Raw genomic sequence first — 17,745 nt, 5'->3', positions numbered from 1 at the left:
CGCTACTGCGCCCCCACGATGTTGACGCGATACGCCTCGAGCGCCGCTGAGAGCTTGGTGACGAGACCGGGTTCCTTCATGAGATCCCGATCCCCGATGAGGCCGCGCCCCGCCAAGGCGTAAGCCTCGTCAACAGCGAAGACGAGCTGGACGGTCTCTTTGCCGCCCTCTGTCATGATGACCTCGATGCCATTGGCACCGACGCGCAGGATGCGTTCCGCGTTGCGACCGATAATTTTGCACCGCCAGTATTCCGGGCTATCGGGTCTGGCTTGAGGTGCGGGCTCGCCTGTCCGGACGAGCCCGACGCCACGATCGCCGAGAAGTCGCAGGATGTGGTCGGCCCGTTTCCGGACGGGTTCTCGACCCTCTTCGAACCAGCTTCCCCAAAGCGGGAATGTCGGACCGAGGCGCTCGAGGCGGATGCATTCGGCGAGGATGTCGCGGATCGGACGGTCGCTCATCCCACCGCCCTCCGACCCCAATGGTCGAATTTCGGCCGGTAGCCTTCGCGAACGAACCTGTAGCCGCGGCCCCATACCGTTTCGAGGAAATCGAGACCGCCGGTGAGGACGAAGATCTGCTTGCGGAGACGGTGGACGAATACCTTGACGAGACTGGGGGAGATGTCCTGATGGTCCCAACCATAGACCTCGATCGAAATCGCCTTGTTGGTGACAACCCGGTCGTCATGCCGGGTCAAAGCGAGCATGTAGGCTGTCTCGAGGGGCGTTAGAGCGATGACACCTGCCGGCGACCGGATCATCTTGAGCTCGGGCAGGAAATCGCAGCCCGCGAACCTGACAATGTTCTCGTCGGCATAGAGCCCACGGTCGCGGCGGATCAGGGCTCGGCAACGTTCAATGAACTCGTCTTCGGCCAGCGGCCAGGTCTGGGCGTCATCGGCTCCGGCACGCAAGGCGACGGCACGGTGCTTCGCATCGGCGGCGAGGTCCTCGCACTGCGCCGGCATCATCACCATGATCAGATTGCCGATGGCGGCATCGCGGAGGCGACGAATCGCGGACACCGCGCGGTATCCATCTTCGGACCAGATCACGGCGAGACGGAGAGGATCGGCGCGGGTCGCCGCTGCGAGCTCTTCGGGACTGCTGGCGACGCCGACACTGGCTTGACGATGCGACAGCCAGGACGTCACGACTGCATTGAATGGCGGTCTATCTCCGGCAACCACGGCACGCATCTACCGTGGCTCCACTGGTTCGATGATGCCGGCAACGACACCAATGATCAGTACGAGGGCGGCGATAAACACCACGACGGGCAGGGCGTGGCTCACAATATGCGGGGTTCGGAACTGCATCAGAAACGCTCCGGAACTGTTGGTTGGGATGGATGCGACCGCGCCTCGGCCTCGCGCTTGCGGCGTTCCGCGGCCAGGAACAGCGGGTCTACAGGCGGCGCCTTCCTGGGGTCGATGAGCAGGCAAGCGCAGTACCAGTTCGCAAGGGCGTCGGTTCTGTCGAAGCCCTTGTCGGCAAGGGCTTCGGCCTGGCTGATCCAGCCGAGGTCGATGCACTTCTGCCGGATAATCGGCTTCGCGGCGTCTTCCTTGGGTTTCTTCGGAAGGAATTTTGCGCGGACCGTCGATAGCCAGAGTCGGTGTTCGCCGCGCTGGTCGCCGATGATCAGATCCGGATTGCGGACCTTGAGAAGACGAGCCGTCGCCACGATGACGCCGATCAGGCCGTTCTTCATTTCCGAGGTTTCGTAATTGGTGCTGTTCTTGATGCCGCCGGTGTCCGGCACCGCCCGTTCGACGACGACATAGTCGGCCGGATAGGCGGTCAGGAATTCCGTGGTCCAGCGCATGGCGCCAAGCATGATGTTGGCGTAGCTGGCGCCGGCGCCGGATTTCGCGAAGTACTGTGCGCCGGACCGCGGTATCTGGCCTATGGGACCATAAGCCCAGCCGAAATGGGCTGCGGCATCGATTGCAAGAATGCGCGGTGTGGTCATCACGGAACTCCGCCCTTTCGGGCCTTGGATTGGTGGACGTCTCTCCGTCCTGTCACGCCTGATAGGAGGTGGCGTTCCCCCTGCGCGGTCCGCCCCGCGCGGCCTACTCACCTCTCCCGTCACAGGGCCGGCCTCGCCGGTGATCCTGCCGTTGTCATCGGAGGCTTTCGCTCGGGATCAGTGCGGGGCAGTCGCCTCGCTGTTTACGTCTGGTGCGGCCTTGTCCCAGTCGTCCTCGCTCATGTCGGCCCTGACGGCTGCAATCACGGCCTGCGTGGTGGCATCAGGCTTCGCCTCTTCGGCGACGGTGTCCTCGCGCGCCACAGCCGCGGCGCCGAGCCCGAAGCCGGCGAAGTCGTCGCCAAGAGCGGTGCGGATATCGACGGCGAAGTCGCGATCGTCCTCATCGAGGCCGTCGACCTTGCCTTCGGCGCGTTCCATCAAAGCCTCGGCCTTGCGCTTGATCTTCTGGGCATCGGTCAGCGCCCGGATGACGCCCTTGTTGACGCCCTGCCTCTTCGCATCGGCGAGAAGCGTGCCCTGGGAGCTGTCGATTTCCTTCTGGATCGCCCGCTTCTTCGTCTTGAAGTCGGCATCGAGGAGGCGAAGCTTTTCCTCGCGGACTTGCTCGAGACGGTCGTACTCTTCGACAAAGGAAGCTGCTTCATTCGCCGAAGCGCGGTTCGGACGCTCATGAACGGTCATGCGAATTTCCTTTCCGCCGACCTGATGTCGGCGCGGTGGCGGATAGTGGGAGGCACGTAGGCGATACGGGCGTGGTAGGCGCAGTACGGCGCGCTGGAGACCTGGTGGCCGCAGAACCCGAAGTCTTCGGCCTGCGGGTCCCCATTCGGCCATTTGCAGGTCCGCTCGGTGAGCTGCGTCAACGCGAGACGTCGGGAAACGGGTGCCGCGAGATCCTCGATGGCACGGATGGGCTCGCCGGCAACGAGAGCAGGGGATAGCCCTGGGGATGAGGCACGCTGCTCGGCGCGCGCCTTGAAGTCATAGGGATGCGGATTGTTGGGGCCGCGCATCGGTACCGCTTCGACGGCACCGGCGGCGCTTCTGCGTAAAACCTTGTCGCGCTTCGGCGCCGGGGCTTTTGCAGGTTTTGGAGTCGCCTGCTTCTTGCTTGGTGATGGTGGCGTCGGCACCCTGCTGGTGCGCGGCCGCATCGGCTTCTTGAGGCCTGGCACCTCGACGCCGGCGTCGGTCAACCGCTTCATGTACCCGATGACAGCATTGCGGGTCGTGGCGAGCTGGGCTGCTATCGCTGATGCCGCCAGACCGTCGGCGCGCAGCGCGAGAACCACGGCATCCCGTTCCTCGCTGGTCAGGATTGCCCAGGCTCGCTGGGTGAGGTCGGCCGCGACAGGGGGGGATTCGTCTTGCGGGGCCCCGTCGGCTTTTCGGATCGCCTTGACGACCGTGGCGATAGCGGCGGGGCGGGCCTGGAATTTCCAGGCGATGGCGCTAGGGGCGTGCCCCTGCTCAAGTAGCTGGCGGACCGCCTCGAGGCGCTGGGCTGGCGTCATCGCCAGCCATGGTTTTGCTGGCGCGCTCACCTGGCGTCTCCGCCAGTTCCGGATAGATCCAGTGCGCCAGCGAGTCGCCCCAGAGCACGCATCTGGTGGCCATCGAGCGGCGCACCCTCAGCGGCAAGATGAGCTGCCAGAATGTGCGCCGTGGTGGCGAGTTTAAGCTTGGCACGTCTGGCCTCCTCGGTCGCTTCGATATCAAGAAGCGCTTGCACTTCGTACCATTCAACGCGGCGAGCGTCGCCGTTGTAGATGCCACGAACCCGCCGTTCCGTGACTCGCTTATGGTATTCTTGGGGAACAAATTTGATCAGCGCCCGCAGGATCGGAGCAAACTGGCTCTTTGCCGGCACGTTAGGCGCCAACAGGTCGCCAACTGCCTGGATTATCTGGCGTGGTGATCGCTTTTCGGCTGTGAAGGCGGCGGTAACGCTAGACATGATGCCGCCGCCCCGCCTCGGGCTTCTGCCCTTGGCTAAACTTTCCAAGCTCTTGGTTGAGCTTTCCACGATCTCGGCCTCGATCATTGCTATCCCTCAATCCAGCAACGGAGTTGGAGAGACGCGATGAACGGACAGACGAAACGAAGCGGGCAACACCCAGCCGGGAAGGCAAGGGGGCCACCATGCCGGCGACACGCCGGCAGTCGCGCAAGGCACCTGAAACGATGTGCGCGACGCCAACCATCACGCCACCTCGGCGCGAGCGTTCTGCATCCAGTCGCGACGCGTATCGTTGAGATCCTGGAGAGTGACCGCGCCATTCGTGATCTGGACGATCACATCGGCAAGCAGGGCATCGACCGGCGCTTCACCGGTTTCGATACGCTGCATACGGCGAGAGGGGTTCTTTCCAGCACCGATACCGAAATCTTCGGCGGCCTGTCGAAGAGACTTGGAGTTGGCGATACGCCATTCGCGGACTTTCATGACGATAATCATAGCGCGCAACGCTATGCATTTGTCAAGCGGCATCGCGTTTGCCGCTTTTCCCGTATGATGCAAATGGCGCTATGCTATTGAAATGAAAAACAACATCGCCGCTATCAGGGCTGCCAAAGGGATGTCGCAAGCCGACCTCGCCGAGCAGCTCGACATGCACTGGACCAATCTCAGCAAGATCGAGCGGGACAAATCGAATCCCGGCATGGACCGCTATCAGCAGATCGCGCAGGTCCTGGGAGTCGATCTCAACGAGCTCTTCGGCGAGGAATTCGAGGGCACCTCAGACCGGGGCTCCGACGCTGAAGCAGCGCCGTTCCTCCCCTATGCAGGGATCGCCCAGGCCGGTGTCTTCGTCGACATCAACCTGCATTCCAATCATGAGCCGCAGGCCGTCGCGATATCTCCGGATCCGCGGTATCGGCGTGCCCGCCAGTACGTCTGGCAGGTCCTTGGCGATTCCATGAACAAGGCTGGGATCCTCGATGGCATGTTCGCTGTCGGCGTCGATTACCTGGATTTCGTCGAGCACTATCGGCCGATTGCGACAGGCGACATCGTTGTCGTCGAACGGATGCGGTTCGATGGCCAGGAGCGGGAGCGGACCATCAAGCGGTACTGGGAGGAGCCCAACGGGATCGCCTTGATGCCGGAGTCCACGAACCTCCATCACAAGCCGATCCTGATCCCCAAAAATGGCATCGTCGAGGGCGAGGAGATCAGAATCATCGCCTATGTGACGGGATCCTATAACCTGTTCGGGAAGGCGATCTTCGATCTCGACGAGGGTCAAAAAATCCATCTCTGACATCGTTGACATCGCCGCGGCGCGCGGGCTAACCGCGCGCGCCTTCGCACACGCCCGGTGAGTATAAACTTCTAACATAGAGCTCTACGTTTAGACCTCTCAGGTCTTGCTCAACGATACTCGTAGAGCTCAACCTTTCAACGAATCCGTGTCCCGCATCGTTCTCAGTGTGGGGTGCTGTCGCACCCCACTGCGCAGCGCGCTACGAATCAGGTCTGGCGCTTCCGCGCGCGAACGCGTGGGCCGCTATCGGTGAATGGCCGAACGGACAGCATAGCGTGAAAAGCTATATTTCTGGCTTGACAAGACTATAGCGTTGCGCGCTATGCTTTGGGCAAAGGAGAAATCCGATGCCAAACACGACCCCACGACGTGACCCCGAAACCGATGACGCCCTCGGCCTGGCCGCCGATCTGGTCAAGCTGCTGTTCGCTGTCCTGATCCTTCCGGGATCGTGGCTGGTGCTGACCATGGGGGGCGCCGAAGCGCTCAAGGGGTGGTTCTGATGATCGCCGCTGTTGCTGCCATGCCAGTCGCGCCAAGCGCTGACGACGCCAACGATACCGTGGATGCACTGATGCAGGCCGAAGCTTTCGTCGCCGGCTTTGAAGGTGATCCAACCCAAGATGGCGTCGCCGATATTCTCGCCGGCTTGCGAGCAGCCATCGAGCGCGAGCAGGCAGCGCCGGCCATGCTGGCTGCGCTGAGATTGGCAGAGGCTTGCCTTTCTGGAACCCTCCTTGCTCGCGGTTATGCGCCCGGCTCATGCACCGACGACTGGACCGCTGAAGTTCAGATGGAGGTGCGCACACTCGCCGACGTCCGCGCTGCTCTCGCGCAAGCGGAGGGGCGCTGACGTGGATACGCCCTCCATCGTCCCGAGCCTCGACGACCTCCGCAACAGCCTCGAGCGCGCCGAACGCGACGAGGTTTGCGCCGAGATGATCGACGATTTCCGCCGTCGTGCGGTCGAACTCCCGGCCGCGAAACGCCGCGTCGCCGAGCTGCGCGCCCAGATCACCCACATCGAGGAAACGCTGTGATGAGCGAGCTTGCTGATCTCTCCCATGTCTCCGAAGGCCAGCTTCGTGCCTGGGCCGATCTCCGGGTGATCTCGTCGGCGCGGTACGTCGACGAGATCACCCGGCGCGGGAAAGTCTACACGCAGGTCGACGCGCCGCCGCTCGATTACGAACTCGACGCCGAACTCGACCTCGGTCTCGACTTCACCGAGATAGCGATCGCCGATGCCGACGACTGCCCACCATTCGAGGCCCAGCCGATGTTTTCCGTCATTGGCTGGATCAGCCTGGGCGCCGGCGCCATCGTTGTCGCCGCCCTGTTGTGGGTCGCGTTGTCATGACCGCCCAACCATCCCCGACCAACCAGCTTTCGCCCAAGCAGCTCCACGAGCTCGCCGTCGACGCATTCGATGTCCTGAACTGGGCGCGTCGCATCGGCATGAAGCGCGAGCAGCAGATCGAGCAGGTCGCCCGAACTTTCGAGGTCACCCTCGGGTACCGGCCAGCCGCGGTGAGGCCAGAATGATCACGATCTCCATCTTCGCGCTAACGATGCCGCCGTCGCCGATGTTCGAGCAGAAGTTTGCCGATCCGGTCGACGCCGATCGGTATGAGGCGTTCTGGCGACGTCTCGGCCAGTGCCATATCCGCCGGCAGGTGCGGCCATGAACGGCGTGAGACCATGCTTCATTTCCCACGGGCAAGAACGCGAGTTCGAGCAGCTCGTCGACTATGCCCGTCGCGGCATTCACGCCTGTGGTGAGGACCATGCCCGAGCTGCACTCGAGGCGCTGGTCCCACTGTCTCACGATGTCAGCGCGATCATGCGCTGCGCTAGGGCGGAGGCTTCACGGCTATGATCGACATCGCCCCAACCACAGAAGCCGAGAGCAGGAATCGCGATCTCGCCATTGCAGCGGCTTCGCAGGCTGCCGACGCCATGGCCGAGTTGATGCGTTACGCCCGTGAAGGCGACGGCAGCATGTCGGGCGCATTCGGTATCGATGTCGTCGAGCAGCTGCTCGACGCGGCTAAGATGGCCGCTGAAATCGAAGGCTGGCCCAATAGCCAAGAAGAACGCGGCCAGTTCTACGCGTCGATAGCTGACTTTCTTGAGGGCTGGGCCTGATGGACAGCAGCCCCTTCACCCGCTTCACCGATGCCGAGGTCCGCGACATGCTGCGCGGCGCCGGGCTGGCATCTGATCTCGACGCCGCCAATGTCGCCAAGCTTGGCCTTACCCGCATCATGACGCAGCGCCAGCGCGTGCTGGCTGCTTTCGCTGACAATCCTGACGTCGATGCGATCTTTGCTGCGCTGGGCCAGCAGGTGCCTAAATCCAGCATCAGGTCCTACCTCTGCCGCGCGGTTCCGAACGGCGAATGGCGGCAGCGCAATAAGCGCGGATCGGGCAGGGCATCATGACGATCCAGATCATCAGGCCCGCCGACCGCGCCGCCTGGCTTGCCGCCCGCACCCAGGACGTCACCGCAAGTGTCGCCGGCGCGCTCTTCGGCGTCGACCCGTATTCGTCACCCTACGAACTCTGGGCCGAGAAGACCGGTCGGCGCTCTCCAGACGGCGAGCCTTCCGATGCGATGGAGCGCGGGATCCTGATGGAGCCAGTCGTCGTCAAGATGGTGCAGAAGCGCCATCCGGCGTGGGCCATCAGCTACGACGGCGACAACCCGGTCTACTACCGGGACCCCGAGACCCGCATCGGTGCGACACCGGATGCCTTCGTCGTCCGCCCGGACCGTCGCGGGACCGGCATCATGCAGATCAAGAGCGTCTCCGAGGATGCCTTCGAGAAGTTCTGGGAGACCGACCCCGATACCGGCGCTGTCATCCCGCCGACATGGATCGCGATTCAGGCAATAGTTGAGGCCACCTTGACGAAGTGCCCATGGGCTTGTGTCGCTGTTGTGGTGCTGACCCGGCGCGGCACGTTCCGCTTGGAACCCATCATAGATATCCCGCTCGACAACTTCGAGTTCTGGGAACGGCTGGTCGAGAAGGTCAAAGCCTTCTGGGAAATGATCGCCGCCGGCAGGACACCAGATCCCGATTGGGATCGGGATAGCGAAGCGGTCCTCGACGTACTTCGCCAAAGCCTGCCGGAGCGCCTGGACCTCACCCGCGATTACCACGTCAACGATCTCGCGGGCCTCTACGTCGAGGCCAAGGCGACGGAGACCGAGCAGGCCGCAAGGGCAGGGCGGCTCCGCGCAATGATCATCCATGCCCTCGGTACGGCCGAGATCGGGGAAACCGAACGCTGGTTCATCAGCGCCCGGACATCGGTGCGTGGCGACGGCACCACAACGCGCGTGCTGCGCATCAAGCCAAGGGAGAACCTCAATGCAGGTTTCTGATGCCCCATCCATCGCGGGACCAGGGCACAATCTCGCGACCACTGCCGACGTATTTCGGGATCGGTTCAAGGATCTGATCGACGAAGTCGAGGCACTGGCGATCAAGGCAAATGGAGCCCGCGGTGCGCTCACCGCTGACACCATCGCCTCTGACAACGATCGCAACACCTTTGTCGAGATCGGCGTCAACGCTGCCAAGCTGGCGAAGTCGATTGACGAGAAACGCGCGAAGGTCATCGAGCCACTGCGCACCGAGGTCGACGAGTGGAACAGTCTCTTCGGCACCGACAAGCCGGCAGAGGGCTCGCTGAAGTACCGCTGCAACGCGATGAAGAAATTCGCAGAGATGGTGGTCGGTCGGTACGACGACGAGAAGCGCGAAGAAGAAAGGCGGAAGGCCGCTGCCGAGGCCGACGCGGCTAGGGCTCTTGCCAATCGAAAGCTCGACGAGGCCGCCACATCTGGCCATTCCGTCCTTTCCGACATCGCCCTGCAGGAGGCCACCAGCGCCGAGCAAAAGGCCGCGGTGCTCGAGAACGCTGCATTGACCGCCGGCAACGGGCCGACTCGTACCGAAGCCGGCACGATCAGCCAGGTCAAGAACTGGACCTACGCCGTCAAAGACTACAGCAAGATCGACCTCAACAAGCTGCGTGGCTACGGGCCATTTAGCGTCGACGGCATCGAAAAGGCTTTGGCCGCGTACGCCAAAAAGAACAAGAACACTGCCCCGCTCGCGGGCGTCGACTTCATCCCCGATCAGAAAACTCGGTTCCGCGCCTGACCAGCTCGGACAACAGGAGACCATTGCGATGAACACTCCAGCGCGCGTTCCTGCGCACGATCCGCAGACCGGAGAGCTGACCGAAATCGGTCTGCCCGACAACTATCTCGCCGGCAATCAGAGCCTAGCCATCAGCCTCGCCATGGCTGAGGTTGACCAGCAGATCACGACTGCCAGGGCGTTCCCTCGCAGCATCGACCGTGCCGTCAGGAACATCACGGCGCTGGCCACCTTGGACGAGGAAACCGCCAAGGAGTGCATCTATGCGCTACCACGCGCCGGCAAGGCGATACGCGGACCCTCGATCAGGCTGGCCGAGATCATTCAGAGCCAGTGGGGCAACAACAGGTCGGGCACCCGAGTCGTCCATGTCGACCGCGTCGAAAAATATGTCGAGGCCGAGGGCGTCTTCCATGATCTCGAGACCAACTCGGCGGCGACGGCGCGGGTTCGTCGGCGTCTCGTCGCCGACAAGAAGACCGGTTTGATCACCGAGGACATGATCACTTTGACTGGCAACGCGGCGGCTTCCATCGCGAAGCGTAACGCGATCCTGGGTGGTGTCCCCAAGGCTGCCTGGCGCAAGGCGTACGCGGCCGTCGAGGCAGTGCTCATCGGCGACGCGATGACCATGGCCGAAAAGCGTGACGATGCCATGAAGGCGTTCGCCGCTTTCGGAGTGAAGCCGGAGCAGATCTTCGAGATACTGGAGATCGGCGGCCTCGATGACATCGGCCCCGACCAGTACATGACGCTCATCGGCATGCATCAGGCGTTGCGTAGCGGCGAGGCCACCGTCGAGGAGATGTTCCCGGTGAAGCGTCAGGCCGGCGACAAGCCGGCGGGCCTCAAAGGACGGCTCGACCAGCTCGCCGGCGGTGCCGACAAGAGCAAGGAAGGCACTGCAGCAGCGCCAAAGAATTCGGAGGCCGGCCCGTCCCCCGAGGCCTCCGAGAAGCCCGGCGAGTCATCCCCCGCCGACAACGCCGGGCAACAGCCGTCGTCCGACTCTACCTCCAAGTCGGATGACGGCGATCCCATTGCAGTGGCTACCCGCAAGGGCAGGGCGGCGTACCGCCGCGGCCTCGGCCGAAAGGCGATCCCCGCTGAGCTCAAGGCCGATGGTCGCGGAGCCGAGCTCGACGCGTATCTCGCTGGCTTCGACGACGAGGCCGCAGCCGACGTGGTCGAGGAGGAATGACATGGAACCGAGGGGAGAGGGGACTGTGTCACCGGCCGGCGATCCCATCGCGAAGCAGGCGCAGATCCACCATGACGCGATCCGGCGAAACGAACAGCGGATCCTCGACATGGAACGCGACCGCGATATCGCGCTGCGGTCCCTTGAAGGCGAGCTGGCGGAGGCCGCGCGTGCCTTCGAAGCCGAGCAGGAGCGGATACTGCAGCAGATCGCGGATACCCGACGCGGCGCCGATGCCCGCATCGCGACCCGCCAGATCCTGGTGAGGTCGAGCAGGGACGCCTTGGTTGCCCTGGAGCCGAACCAGGCAAGCCTGGAGGCTCCGATGTCGGCTAGGCAGGTTCCAAGGTCGGAGCCAGCAACGGTGCCGATCCAGGTTCACAGGGGGATCAAGGCATGAGTGCAGCCACGTTCCGGGTGCATTTCGCCGACGGAACCACCGTCGATGTGACCGCAACCGACCCCAAGGGCGCGCGGACCGAAGCCGAGAAGGTGCACTCCGCGCACATCAGGAAAATCAAGGTCGTGAGGGCAAAATGACCAAAGAAATCCAGGCCTTCGGCATCGACAGCTACCGCAGAGGGATGCGCAATCTGATGTACGCGGCGGCTCCGGGGATCACCAAGGTGATCACCAAGGACGGCACCGTCGATGTCCCCTTCGCCGCCGGCGACCTTCTTCTGTCCGACGAACACGGTCGGGTCATCGTAGGGCCCGTCAGTCTCGTCGGAGCCGTCGACCTCGCCGAGAGGATCCTTGAAGGCGACCAGCGTGCATTCACGGATCCGCTGGCCTTGCTCACGCTCGCCACCGCCATTGCCGGGTTCCGGATCGAGAACGATCCCGCTGAACCCGAGCCCGTCGAACCGGCCGCTGCCGTGTCTGTTCCCGGAGCTTGATCCCAAATGAGTGAAAAGATCGAGGACCAGGCAATCACACCGTCCATGGACGACAAGCACATTCCGTCGCCGCCCGTTCGGACGACCGAAAAGTACGACGCCGACAAGAAAACCGGCATCGAGCGGGTCGGAAAACCCCGCGACAACAAGGGCTGACACGCTCATGAGGCTTTCAGCAATCATTACGCGGCTCGCCGAACTTGGCGTTCGGCTGCCTGTCCAGCAGCACGCCGAGGACGCATGCAGCATCGCCGACGCCGAGGGTGTCGAGGTTTGCGTCATCGACCACAACGGCGAACGCGAAGACAGTGAGGCCGCCGAGATCGCCGCACTGCTCATCGAGATCATCAATATTGCGGCGACCCCGGTGGCCAGGAAAAGCCTTGATGTGTCCGATGTCGGCGGCCAGGCCGTCGATATTGCCAACGAGCTGGGCGCAGTACTCCAGGGCCGCAATACGGTTGCCTGCTACATAGCGTTGTCCATGGTTCTCGGCGCCGCCGCAGCCAACGCGGGGCGGCCTGACTTCGACGGCATGATGAGGCTCGTCGAGTCCGGCGCCCGCGACAGCTTCCTTCGCGCTTTGCAGGAGCAAGGCCGTGGCTGAGCCCTTCACCCTGATCCGCGTCGTCGACACCGAAACCAGCGCTATGAACGATCCCGCCGAGATGGTGGAGATCGGCTGGACAGACATCCGCCTGTTTCTGGCTGGCTGGCAGATCGAAAGCGGACCGCATTCTGTTCTCGTCAATCCCGGCATGCCGATCACGTTCCCGGCGATGGCGGTGCATCACATCACCGAAACCGATGTCGAACACGCTGAAAATCCGGACGAGGTCAGAGCCAAGATCGTCAAGGGTGCCGACATTCTCTGCGCCCACAACGTCGGCTTCGACAGGCGTTTTATCCGAGGCCACAACCTGCCCTGGATCTGCACGTTCAAGGCGGCACGGACGGCTTGGCCGGAGCTACAGAGCCACGGCAATGGCTCGATCCGGTACGAACGCGGGCTCTGTCTCGGTGACGCGCGGGCAGACCCGCCGCATCGCGCGGGCCCGGACACCTGGATCACTGCGCATATCCTGCTCGATCTCCTGAAGATCTATCAGCCCGAAACGCTGGTCGAGATGACGGGGAAGCCGGTCACCCTGATCAAGATCGATTTCGGCGAGCATAGCGGCAAGCGCTTCTCTGAGATCCCTGACAGCTACCTCGACTGGATATTGAATAAGTCGAAGATGCCATCGGACCCGGATCGCGAGGACGTCGTTCACACCGCCCGCCTCGAGGTCAGCAAGCGCGCTGTCGCTGCACCAGCGCCGACACCACGTCCCAAGACCACAGACGCCTATGCCTCTGAGCGGCATGACCCCGATGCCTGGCGCAAAGAAATGGAGAGGGGATTCTGATGAACCGCTTCCTCGAAATCGTGCTGAGCTCGGTCTGGTCGTTCCTCGGCACCCTGATCATCCTCCTGATCCTCTTCATCGTGATGATGGGGCTGCTGAGCGTCATCCTCCAGATGCGCCGTCATCGCCGGTCGCTCAACGAAAGCGATGTCATAAAGATCGTCCGCGAAGGCATGGACCTCGGCAAACTCGACGCCCCGATCTCGCGCTTGATCAAGCGCAACGAACAGCGTGGGGGGCGATGATGCCGGTCATCTCCACTGACATGATCCGCGACGACGAGGCGTTCCAAGCCGCGTTGCAGCGATACGCTCACGCCAATGGTTCGTCCGATGGGGTCGCCGCCGCAGTGCTGGCCGCCCTGCAGCCGGTGTTCACTGCCCACAATAAGCGCGTCATCGATCTGATCGAGGCCAACAACCGGTATCTGCAGGAAGCCCGCAACTGGCGGATCGTCGAGCAGCTTAGAGCCGCCGAGGGCCACAGCGTCCAGATCCTCTGCGACAACCCGGATTTCAACGGTCAGCCCAACTGCAAGGTCCTGTGCTGCGGCGACTGGACGGACTGGCACGACGAGCTATTCACCGGCGCCTCGATCGATGAGGCGCTTGGCAACGCGATCGTTGCCTTCAACAAATGGAGCAAAACCAATGTCTGAGACTGTTCAAAATCGGACAAAGGACTTCCCCACAGGCGCCGTGCTTTCGGTCGTCGCAGATGTTCTCGTCTCCGAGAACCACATCGCTGGCGTCTACGAAGTCCTGAACTGGATGACGGGTGAAAGCTTGTACACCCACCAGCTGCCGCGCGTCAGTCTGGAAGCTACCCCCGTCATCGTTGCGATGCATCCCGAGCTGGCGGTGGCCATCGCCGAGGCCGAACAGGTCAATGGCGAGAACTGGCGGGAATGGCTGGCGATATGGAAGGCTCGATACGGGGAGACCATCGCGGTCCCGCGGCTCAACATCGCCGAGCATGAGCGCATCGATCCTCTCTCGGAGCTCGCCGAAAAGGTTCCCCCTGACCGCATCGTCGTTATCGACGGCGGGCACTGAGCCCCGCCGCTGTCCCCCAGTCATGTGAATGGAGAAAGTCATGATCACCGATCAGACCTATGCCGATTCAGTACTGCCCCGCATCGCGGATACGATGCGCCTCACCCGTCGCCTCGAAGAGGTCAAAGCCGCGATTGCCGGCATCGACGCCGGCGAGCCGATGAGGCTCGTCGTCGGTTCGAACCCGATTCGTCTTAGCGATCAGGGGCAGGTCGACATCATGTTCGCGGTGCGCGCCGATCTCGATCGACACAAGCGAGAGATCGAGGAAGAACTGGCGTGGAGGGCGGGAAAGTGACCGCAGCCTATCCGCTCCAGTGGCCGCAGCGACGTCCCCGCAAGTCGGCCGGAGGTCGCAAGCGCGCCAGCTTCGGCAAGAAGGTCAACAACGGTCGGTACCAGGAGACCAAGGATCTCACGGTCGCCGACGCACTCGGCCGGCTTCAGGACGAGCTCGATCGTATCGGCGCTCGATATCCGGTTGTCTCGACCAATCTCGAACCGCGCCTCGATGGCCGCCCGCGCTCGGGACAGGCCGAACCCCGAGATCCGGGCGTTGCACTGTACTTCGACCTCGCTGGCAAGCCGCATTGCATGCCCTGCGATACCTATGACCGAGTTGCCGACAACATCGCAGCTATCGCGAAGCACATCGAAGCGACACGCGCCATCGAGCGCTACGGCGTCGCCAACATGTCGGAGATGTTCGCTGGTTTCACGGCGCTGCCGGCGCCGAGCGCCAGGCGGTCGTGGCGCGAGGTCTTTGGCTTCGGACCAACGGAGCAGATTTCAGCCAGCTACCTCAACGAGCGATTCCGCGCGAAGTCGAAAGCAGCGCATCCCGACGTACCAGGCGGTTCCACCGTTGAGATGGCCGAACTGAACCAAGCCCGGACCGAGGCGCTGAAAGAGATAGGTGCGTGATGCTACACTCACCTTCATTCCTGCAGGCCCAACGTCGCAACGCCGCGATCCGGCAATGGGCTGATGCCGAAATCGAGCGTCTCCGCGCCGCCGCCGCCGCGAAGCTTCGGGCCGATGCTAGGCGCGATTGGCAGATCTATTGCCGCCTCGCCAACATTCCGAGGCCAGTGCCGCGCACCCCGGCGCGCGAGATCATCGACCGAGTCGCGGCCTGGCATCAGGTCCCCGTGAGCCTTGTCCTGTCCGACGACCGCCATCGAGTCGTCGTCGAGGCGCGTTTCGACGCCATCGCGGCCGTGAAGCTGGCTTATCCCGGCATGACCTCGACGCGCCTCGCTCAGACCTTTGGCCGCCACCACACCACCATTTTGGACGCCCTGAAAAGGAGGGGGCTGTCATGCCTGAGGTGACGAACCGGGATGTCAACGACGCGTCGGTACGCGCCGCCGGCGATATCCTCATGCGCCATATCAACGCGCCAGAGCAGGCCGTCTATGCGGCCGCCCGCGAAATACTCGAGGCGGTGCCGCACCCCAGGGTGCCGGCGCTGAAGCCGGTCGATCGGTTCGATGCCTCCTGGCGCAAGCACTGGAACGACGGCTGGAACGCGTGCATCGCCGCGATGGTAGGCGGCGACCATGGATAGATCACTTTGGCTTATCTTGGTTTTCGAAGCTCGCTCGCGCATTTTGAGCAGCTCCGATGATGGCATCAATAGTATTTATCATTTCGGTCTCTCGGCTTCGAAGCGAGCCAGGATGTATGGATGCGATCTTGATCATATCCATATAGCCCGCATGCAACCGCTGGTATTGTGCGTACCTGAGGCGGACGATCCCGATCGAGCTGACCGCGTCTTTTGGCAGTTGTTCGAGCTGATCCCAGAGTTCCTTCATTTCAGATGGCTCAGAGAGTTGAAAATCTGCCGGGGTGACAGCGCGTGCTGGTGCATAGGTGCCCTTAGCTGCGACAAGAGAGGTCTTGATTTCACGACTTTCCAGGATGATCCGCGAGGTCAAGAATTTGAACTTCGCAGTCAAATTGTTGCGCGCCGCCGACTTCTTTCCGAGATCCCCTTTGTAATCATAGCGGACCTTCGCCATTGCGCCACTGTAAGCGATCAGCGCGGCACCGACGACCGCGATCGCGGCAGTTGCCGCACCAAGTTTCGAAACGATTTCCCGCAACTCTGCCACGAAGAACGCAGCCGCGATAACCGAAATGGCTGCGGTAACAAGTGCCGCGCCAAGCCAAAATTCCCAGCCCCTAGAGATTTTATCACCCACGACCCGACGCTAGCCAAACGGCAGAGCGCTTTCAATGATCTGGTCGGGGGAGAACTGGCTTATCAACATGGCTGACCGCCCCATCCTTTTCTCCGGCCCGATGGTTCGCGCCTTGCTTGACGGTCGAAAGACCAAGACGCGGCGCATCATCCCGCAGCCAGAAATGACGGCCTTTGGTTGGAACGTCCCCTGGCAGGTTGGTGGCGGTGTCGTCTTCAGCGATCAGTCGACGCCTGAGCTAATTGCAGCCGAGTTGATAAATGGCGTCCGCGTTCAGGCCGGCGACCGGCTGTATGTCCGCGAAGCCTGGCGGGTTTCTAACAAGTGGAACGATACCGCTCCGCGCGATCTGCCGCCGCGCACCATGACGGTTATGTTCGAGGCTGGCGGGTCGATGGGCGGGGTGAGCTCTCCCCCCGTTGGCCGCCTTCGGACTGCGGATGAGTACCCGCCAGATCTCTCTTATCCGTCTTCCATGCCCAAATGGGCCGGCCGCCTTCGCGCCGGCATGCATATGCCGCGCTGGGCCTCGCGCCTCACCCTGACCGTCACCGACGTTCGCGTCGAGCGCCTGCAGGATATCAGCGAGGCCGACGCTGTTGCGGAGGGAGCGCGCACGGCCTACGGCGAATGGTTTGACACCGGCTTTTGTCTCGTGAAGGCAGATCGAGTTCCGCCGATAACCTTGTTTGCTTGGCTCTGGAACAGCCTCAATGCTGGCCGCGGCTACGGCTGGGACACCAACCCTTGGGTGACCGTGACCACTTTCACGGTGCGCGTCGGCAACATCGACATCATCGACGAGGTGGCGCCATGAACGCCCTATCTCGCCTGACTCACTTTGGCTTCAAGGGCCGCCACACTCGCCTGGACGCGATTGAACATTGCAGGATCATGGTCGCCGGAGCGTTTCAACAATGCAACAGCCGCCTTGGCTTCGACATCAGCGATAAAAAAGCGTACCACGCTCTCATCCCATTTCAGCGAGACCTGAAACCCTGTCGTCTCGCATCTTTCGACCAGAATTTGTGGGAGTCCATCGAGGCTGATCTTGTTCGCCTTCAGATCGTGAAGGATCGCGATGGCGACCGCACTAGCAATAGCGCTGCCAGATACCTTGAGAGATTGATAGTACGTCAGTTTTCGATCCCTTTCCTGCGTTTCGTGTTGACTGCCTGGCATACAGGTCAGATCGACAACCGCATAGTCAGGTCGGGGCGCGATGTCTGATCGGATCCCCTGCATCAATCCGCGCTGCCGGCGTACCGCATCCAGTGACAAGCACCCTGACAGCGCCGAGATCATCTGCGGGAAGTGCTTTTGCTGCCTGCCGGCGTCGGTGAGGGCTGAACACCGCCGGCTGTGGCGTGAGCTCCGAAAATGGGAGCGCCGCATAACTCGGACCGCCGACGACCTGAAGGCCAACAGAATGCGCCGTGTCCGTGATCGTCTCGAGGATAACCTCAATCGGCACTGGATCAGCGACGTCAGACCGAATTTCTTCGAACCGGGGCGCCCCG

The 17,745-nt window shown here is 62.5% G+C and carries 35 protein-coding genes; 26 read left to right on the top strand and 9 right to left on the bottom strand.

The annotated features are described in order from the left end of the window. Nucleotides 1–2: 2 nt before the first annotated feature. The 7 genes from GGQ99_RS23450 to GGQ99_RS23420 form a co-directional block, all read right to left on the bottom strand. A complete protein-coding gene (locus GGQ99_RS23450; RefSeq protein WP_183264380.1) occupies nucleotides 3–464 on the bottom strand; it encodes a hypothetical protein in 462 nt (153 codons plus the stop codon). Further along, the gene (locus GGQ99_RS23445; RefSeq protein ID WP_183264379.1) at nucleotides 461–1,204 is read right to left on the bottom strand and encodes a winged helix-turn-helix domain-containing protein; all 744 of its coding nucleotides are present in this window, start codon (nucleotides 1,202–1,204) and stop codon (nucleotides 461–463) included. Before GGQ99_RS23445 ends, GGQ99_RS23450 begins: the two co-directional genes overlap by 4 nt. Nucleotides 1,205–1,323: 119 nt before the next feature. Further along, the gene (locus tag GGQ99_RS23440; RefSeq protein WP_183264378.1) at nucleotides 1,324–1,980 is read right to left on the bottom strand and encodes a hypothetical protein; all 657 of its coding nucleotides are present in this window, start codon (nucleotides 1,978–1,980) and stop codon (nucleotides 1,324–1,326) included. Nucleotides 1,981–2,157: 177 nt separating this feature from the next. Further along, nucleotides 2,158–2,685, bottom strand: a complete 528-nt coding sequence (locus GGQ99_RS23435; RefSeq protein WP_183264377.1) for a hypothetical protein — start codon at nucleotides 2,683–2,685, stop codon at nucleotides 2,158–2,160. After that, nucleotides 2,682–3,548 (bottom strand): GcrA family cell cycle regulator, encoded by an 867-nt coding sequence (locus GGQ99_RS23430; RefSeq protein WP_183264376.1) that lies wholly within the window; start codon nucleotides 3,546–3,548, stop codon nucleotides 2,682–2,684. The genes GGQ99_RS23435 and GGQ99_RS23430 overlap by 4 nt, the downstream gene beginning before the upstream one ends. Next, complete coding sequence (locus GGQ99_RS23425) at nucleotides 3,545–4,048, bottom strand: hypothetical protein (protein ID WP_183264375.1); 504 nt, start codon at nucleotides 4,046–4,048, stop codon at nucleotides 3,545–3,547. Before GGQ99_RS23425 ends, GGQ99_RS23430 begins: the two co-directional genes overlap by 4 nt. Nucleotides 4,049–4,207: 159 nt before the next feature. Beyond that, complete coding sequence (locus tag GGQ99_RS23420; RefSeq protein WP_183264374.1) at nucleotides 4,208–4,450, bottom strand: hypothetical protein; 243 nt, start codon at nucleotides 4,448–4,450, stop codon at nucleotides 4,208–4,210. Between the two features lie 94 nt (nucleotides 4,451–4,544). Between GGQ99_RS23420 and GGQ99_RS23415 the strand changes: the two genes are divergently transcribed. The 25 genes from GGQ99_RS23415 to GGQ99_RS23295 all read left to right on the top strand — a co-directional run bounded on the left by GGQ99_RS23415 (nucleotide 4,545) and on the right by GGQ99_RS23295 (nucleotide 15,585). Continuing rightward, nucleotides 4,545–5,270, top strand: a complete 726-nt coding sequence (locus tag GGQ99_RS23415; RefSeq protein WP_183264373.1) for a helix-turn-helix domain-containing protein — start codon at nucleotides 4,545–4,547, stop codon at nucleotides 5,268–5,270. Nucleotides 5,271–5,620: 350 nt separating this feature from the next. After that, nucleotides 5,621–5,776, top strand: coding sequence for a hypothetical protein (locus GGQ99_RS23410; RefSeq protein ID WP_183264372.1), 156 nt, complete (start codon nucleotides 5,621–5,623; stop codon nucleotides 5,774–5,776). Then, on the top strand, nucleotides 5,776–6,126 hold the full coding sequence (locus tag GGQ99_RS23405; protein WP_183264371.1) for a hypothetical protein: 351 nt from the start codon (nucleotides 5,776–5,778) through the stop codon (nucleotides 6,124–6,126). Before GGQ99_RS23410 ends, GGQ99_RS23405 begins: the two co-directional genes overlap by 1 nt. A gap of 1 nt (nucleotide 6,127) precedes the next feature. Continuing rightward, a complete protein-coding gene (locus tag GGQ99_RS23400; protein WP_183264370.1) occupies nucleotides 6,128–6,313 on the top strand; it encodes a hypothetical protein in 186 nt (61 codons plus the stop codon). Further along, entirely contained in the window at nucleotides 6,313–6,633 is a 321-nt protein-coding gene (locus GGQ99_RS23395; protein ID WP_183264369.1) for a hypothetical protein, read from the top strand. The genes GGQ99_RS23400 and GGQ99_RS23395 overlap by 1 nt, the downstream gene beginning before the upstream one ends. Beyond that, nucleotides 6,630–6,818 carry a hypothetical protein gene (locus GGQ99_RS23390; RefSeq protein ID WP_183264368.1) on the top strand — a complete coding sequence of 63 codons (189 nt, stop codon included), beginning with the start codon at nucleotides 6,630–6,632 and terminating at the stop codon, nucleotides 6,816–6,818. The genes GGQ99_RS23395 and GGQ99_RS23390 overlap by 4 nt, the downstream gene beginning before the upstream one ends. Beyond that, entirely contained in the window at nucleotides 6,815–6,961 is a 147-nt protein-coding gene (locus GGQ99_RS23385) for a hypothetical protein (RefSeq protein ID WP_183264367.1), read from the top strand. Before GGQ99_RS23390 ends, GGQ99_RS23385 begins: the two co-directional genes overlap by 4 nt. 187 nt (nucleotides 6,962–7,148) lie before the next feature. Beyond that, the gene (locus GGQ99_RS23380) at nucleotides 7,149–7,421 is read left to right on the top strand and encodes a hypothetical protein (RefSeq protein ID WP_183264366.1); all 273 of its coding nucleotides are present in this window, start codon (nucleotides 7,149–7,151) and stop codon (nucleotides 7,419–7,421) included. Then, nucleotides 7,421–7,717, top strand: coding sequence for a hypothetical protein (locus GGQ99_RS23375; protein WP_183264365.1), 297 nt, complete (start codon nucleotides 7,421–7,423; stop codon nucleotides 7,715–7,717). Before GGQ99_RS23380 ends, GGQ99_RS23375 begins: the two co-directional genes overlap by 1 nt. Beyond that, nucleotides 7,714–8,667 (top strand): YqaJ viral recombinase family nuclease, encoded by a 954-nt coding sequence (locus GGQ99_RS23370; protein ID WP_183264364.1) that lies wholly within the window; start codon nucleotides 7,714–7,716, stop codon nucleotides 8,665–8,667. Before GGQ99_RS23375 ends, GGQ99_RS23370 begins: the two co-directional genes overlap by 4 nt. After that, complete coding sequence (locus GGQ99_RS23365; RefSeq protein WP_183264363.1) at nucleotides 8,600–9,451, top strand: hypothetical protein; 852 nt, start codon at nucleotides 8,600–8,602, stop codon at nucleotides 9,449–9,451. Before GGQ99_RS23370 ends, GGQ99_RS23365 begins: the two co-directional genes overlap by 68 nt. A 28-nt stretch (nucleotides 9,452–9,479) precedes the next feature. Next, entirely contained in the window at nucleotides 9,480–10,652 is a 1,173-nt protein-coding gene (locus tag GGQ99_RS23360; RefSeq protein ID WP_183264362.1) for a hypothetical protein, read from the top strand. Nucleotides 10,653–10,677: 25 nt separating this feature from the next. Next, nucleotides 10,678–11,052 carry a hypothetical protein gene (locus GGQ99_RS23355; RefSeq protein WP_183264361.1) on the top strand — a complete coding sequence of 125 codons (375 nt, stop codon included), beginning with the start codon at nucleotides 10,678–10,680 and terminating at the stop codon, nucleotides 11,050–11,052. Further along, the gene (locus GGQ99_RS23350; RefSeq protein WP_183264360.1) at nucleotides 11,049–11,192 is read left to right on the top strand and encodes a hypothetical protein; all 144 of its coding nucleotides are present in this window, start codon (nucleotides 11,049–11,051) and stop codon (nucleotides 11,190–11,192) included. The genes GGQ99_RS23355 and GGQ99_RS23350 overlap by 4 nt, the downstream gene beginning before the upstream one ends. Beyond that, nucleotides 11,189–11,551 carry a hypothetical protein gene (locus tag GGQ99_RS23345; protein ID WP_183264359.1) on the top strand — a complete coding sequence of 121 codons (363 nt, stop codon included), beginning with the start codon at nucleotides 11,189–11,191 and terminating at the stop codon, nucleotides 11,549–11,551. Before GGQ99_RS23350 ends, GGQ99_RS23345 begins: the two co-directional genes overlap by 4 nt. Before the next feature lie 6 nt (nucleotides 11,552–11,557). Continuing rightward, entirely contained in the window at nucleotides 11,558–11,707 is a 150-nt protein-coding gene (locus tag GGQ99_RS23340; RefSeq protein ID WP_183264358.1) for a hypothetical protein, read from the top strand. Between the two features lie 7 nt (nucleotides 11,708–11,714). After that, nucleotides 11,715–12,158 carry a hypothetical protein gene (locus GGQ99_RS23335; RefSeq protein WP_183264357.1) on the top strand — a complete coding sequence of 148 codons (444 nt, stop codon included), beginning with the start codon at nucleotides 11,715–11,717 and terminating at the stop codon, nucleotides 12,156–12,158. Nucleotides 12,159–12,201: 43 nt separating this feature from the next. Continuing rightward, the gene (locus GGQ99_RS23330; RefSeq protein WP_183264356.1) at nucleotides 12,202–12,960 is read left to right on the top strand and encodes a hypothetical protein; all 759 of its coding nucleotides are present in this window, start codon (nucleotides 12,202–12,204) and stop codon (nucleotides 12,958–12,960) included. Next, nucleotides 12,960–13,205, top strand: a complete 246-nt coding sequence (locus GGQ99_RS23325; RefSeq protein WP_183264355.1) for a hypothetical protein — start codon at nucleotides 12,960–12,962, stop codon at nucleotides 13,203–13,205. Before GGQ99_RS23330 ends, GGQ99_RS23325 begins: the two co-directional genes overlap by 1 nt. After that, entirely contained in the window at nucleotides 13,202–13,618 is a 417-nt protein-coding gene (locus tag GGQ99_RS23320; protein ID WP_183264354.1) for a hypothetical protein, read from the top strand. The genes GGQ99_RS23325 and GGQ99_RS23320 overlap by 4 nt, the downstream gene beginning before the upstream one ends. Continuing rightward, on the top strand, nucleotides 13,611–14,015 hold the full coding sequence (locus tag GGQ99_RS23315) for a DUF7736 domain-containing protein (protein ID WP_183264353.1): 405 nt from the start codon (nucleotides 13,611–13,613) through the stop codon (nucleotides 14,013–14,015). The genes GGQ99_RS23320 and GGQ99_RS23315 overlap by 8 nt, the downstream gene beginning before the upstream one ends. Nucleotides 14,016–14,055: 40 nt before the next feature. After that, entirely contained in the window at nucleotides 14,056–14,313 is a 258-nt protein-coding gene (locus GGQ99_RS23310) for a hypothetical protein (RefSeq protein ID WP_183264352.1), read from the top strand. After that, nucleotides 14,310–14,939 (top strand): J domain-containing protein, encoded by a 630-nt coding sequence (locus GGQ99_RS23305; RefSeq protein ID WP_183264351.1) that lies wholly within the window; start codon nucleotides 14,310–14,312, stop codon nucleotides 14,937–14,939. Before GGQ99_RS23310 ends, GGQ99_RS23305 begins: the two co-directional genes overlap by 4 nt. Beyond that, complete coding sequence (locus GGQ99_RS23300) at nucleotides 14,939–15,349, top strand: hypothetical protein (RefSeq protein ID WP_183264350.1); 411 nt, start codon at nucleotides 14,939–14,941, stop codon at nucleotides 15,347–15,349. The genes GGQ99_RS23305 and GGQ99_RS23300 overlap by 1 nt, the downstream gene beginning before the upstream one ends. Beyond that, nucleotides 15,337–15,585, top strand: coding sequence for a hypothetical protein (locus GGQ99_RS23295; protein ID WP_183264349.1), 249 nt, complete (start codon nucleotides 15,337–15,339; stop codon nucleotides 15,583–15,585). The genes GGQ99_RS23300 and GGQ99_RS23295 overlap by 13 nt, the downstream gene beginning before the upstream one ends. A 1-nt stretch (nucleotide 15,586) precedes the next feature. On the opposite strand, the gene GGQ99_RS23290 is transcribed toward GGQ99_RS23295, so the two are convergent. Further along, complete coding sequence (locus GGQ99_RS23290; RefSeq protein WP_183264348.1) at nucleotides 15,587–16,225, bottom strand: hypothetical protein; 639 nt, start codon at nucleotides 16,223–16,225, stop codon at nucleotides 15,587–15,589. 34 nt (nucleotides 16,226–16,259) lie between these two features. On the opposite strand from GGQ99_RS23290, the gene GGQ99_RS23285 reads away from it, so the two are divergent. Beyond that, the gene (locus tag GGQ99_RS23285) at nucleotides 16,260–17,042 is read left to right on the top strand and encodes a hypothetical protein (protein WP_246389714.1); all 783 of its coding nucleotides are present in this window, start codon (nucleotides 16,260–16,262) and stop codon (nucleotides 17,040–17,042) included. Between the two features lie 5 nt (nucleotides 17,043–17,047). On the opposite strand, the gene GGQ99_RS23280 is transcribed toward GGQ99_RS23285, so the two are convergent. Then, entirely contained in the window at nucleotides 17,048–17,530 is a 483-nt protein-coding gene (locus GGQ99_RS23280; protein ID WP_183264347.1) for a hypothetical protein, read from the bottom strand. Nucleotides 17,531–17,745: the final 215 nt, after the last annotated feature.

The organism is Aminobacter niigataensis (genome assembly GCF_014200015.1).
GTDB classification, from domain to species: domain Bacteria; phylum Pseudomonadota; class Alphaproteobacteria; order Rhizobiales; family Rhizobiaceae; genus Aminobacter; species Aminobacter niigataensis.
This window is presented reverse-complemented; position numbering and strand designations above follow the sequence as displayed.

Bases quoted from the DNA above. Each gene is read 5' to 3' on its own strand.
- GGQ99_RS23325 (WP_183264355.1), top strand. From the start codon at position 12,960: ATGAACCGCTTCCTCGAAATCGTGCTGAGCTCGGTCTGGTCGTTCCTC.
- GGQ99_RS23370 (WP_183264364.1), top strand. From the start codon at position 7,714: ATGACGATCCAGATCATCAGGCCCGCCGACCGCGCCGCCTGGCTTGCC.
- GGQ99_RS23395 (WP_183264369.1), top strand. From the start codon at position 6,313: ATGAGCGAGCTTGCTGATCTCTCCCATGTCTCCGAAGGCCAGCTTCGT.
- GGQ99_RS23345 (WP_183264359.1), top strand. From the start codon at position 11,189: ATGACCAAAGAAATCCAGGCCTTCGGCATCGACAGCTACCGCAGAGGG.
- GGQ99_RS23380 (WP_183264366.1), top strand. From the start codon at position 7,149: ATGATCGACATCGCCCCAACCACAGAAGCCGAGAGCAGGAATCGCGAT.
- GGQ99_RS23335 (WP_183264357.1), top strand. From the start codon at position 11,715: ATGAGGCTTTCAGCAATCATTACGCGGCTCGCCGAACTTGGCGTTCGG.
- GGQ99_RS23425 (WP_183264375.1), bottom strand. From the start codon at position 4,048: ATGATCGAGGCCGAGATCGTGGAAAGCTCAACCAAGAGCTTGGAAAGT.
- GGQ99_RS23435 (WP_183264377.1), bottom strand. From the start codon at position 2,685: ATGACCGTTCATGAGCGTCCGAACCGCGCTTCGGCGAATGAAGCAGCT.
- GGQ99_RS23310 (WP_183264352.1), top strand. From the start codon at position 14,056: ATGATCACCGATCAGACCTATGCCGATTCAGTACTGCCCCGCATCGCG.
- GGQ99_RS23440 (WP_183264378.1), bottom strand. From the start codon at position 1,980: ATGACCACACCGCGCATTCTTGCAATCGATGCCGCAGCCCATTTCGGC.
- GGQ99_RS23415 (WP_183264373.1), top strand. From the start codon at position 4,545: ATGAAAAACAACATCGCCGCTATCAGGGCTGCCAAAGGGATGTCGCAA.
- GGQ99_RS23295 (WP_183264349.1), top strand. From the start codon at position 15,337: ATGCCTGAGGTGACGAACCGGGATGTCAACGACGCGTCGGTACGCGCC.
- GGQ99_RS23340 (WP_183264358.1), top strand. From the start codon at position 11,558: ATGAGTGAAAAGATCGAGGACCAGGCAATCACACCGTCCATGGACGAC.
- GGQ99_RS23445 (WP_183264379.1), bottom strand. From the start codon at position 1,204: ATGCGTGCCGTGGTTGCCGGAGATAGACCGCCATTCAATGCAGTCGTG.
- GGQ99_RS23285 (WP_246389714.1), top strand. From the start codon at position 16,260: ATGATCTGGTCGGGGGAGAACTGGCTTATCAACATGGCTGACCGCCCC.
- GGQ99_RS23375 (WP_183264365.1), top strand. From the start codon at position 7,421: ATGGACAGCAGCCCCTTCACCCGCTTCACCGATGCCGAGGTCCGCGAC.
- GGQ99_RS23450 (WP_183264380.1), bottom strand. From the start codon at position 464: ATGAGCGACCGTCCGATCCGCGACATCCTCGCCGAATGCATCCGCCTC.
- GGQ99_RS23420 (WP_183264374.1), bottom strand. From the start codon at position 4,450: ATGAAAGTCCGCGAATGGCGTATCGCCAACTCCAAGTCTCTTCGACAG.
- GGQ99_RS23315 (WP_183264353.1), top strand. From the start codon at position 13,611: ATGTCTGAGACTGTTCAAAATCGGACAAAGGACTTCCCCACAGGCGCC.
- GGQ99_RS23405 (WP_183264371.1), top strand. From the start codon at position 5,776: ATGATCGCCGCTGTTGCTGCCATGCCAGTCGCGCCAAGCGCTGACGAC.
- GGQ99_RS23280 (WP_183264347.1), bottom strand. From the start codon at position 17,530: ATGATCTCGGCGCTGTCAGGGTGCTTGTCACTGGATGCGGTACGCCGG.
- GGQ99_RS23390 (WP_183264368.1), top strand. From the start codon at position 6,630: ATGACCGCCCAACCATCCCCGACCAACCAGCTTTCGCCCAAGCAGCTC.
- GGQ99_RS23385 (WP_183264367.1), top strand. From the start codon at position 6,815: ATGATCACGATCTCCATCTTCGCGCTAACGATGCCGCCGTCGCCGATG.
- GGQ99_RS23300 (WP_183264350.1), top strand. From the start codon at position 14,939: ATGCTACACTCACCTTCATTCCTGCAGGCCCAACGTCGCAACGCCGCG.
- GGQ99_RS23320 (WP_183264354.1), top strand. From the start codon at position 13,202: ATGATGCCGGTCATCTCCACTGACATGATCCGCGACGACGAGGCGTTC.
- GGQ99_RS23410 (WP_183264372.1), top strand. From the start codon at position 5,621: ATGCCAAACACGACCCCACGACGTGACCCCGAAACCGATGACGCCCTC.
- GGQ99_RS23330 (WP_183264356.1), top strand. From the start codon at position 12,202: ATGAACGATCCCGCCGAGATGGTGGAGATCGGCTGGACAGACATCCGC.
- GGQ99_RS23350 (WP_183264360.1), top strand. From the start codon at position 11,049: ATGAGTGCAGCCACGTTCCGGGTGCATTTCGCCGACGGAACCACCGTC.
- GGQ99_RS23360 (WP_183264362.1), top strand. From the start codon at position 9,480: ATGAACACTCCAGCGCGCGTTCCTGCGCACGATCCGCAGACCGGAGAG.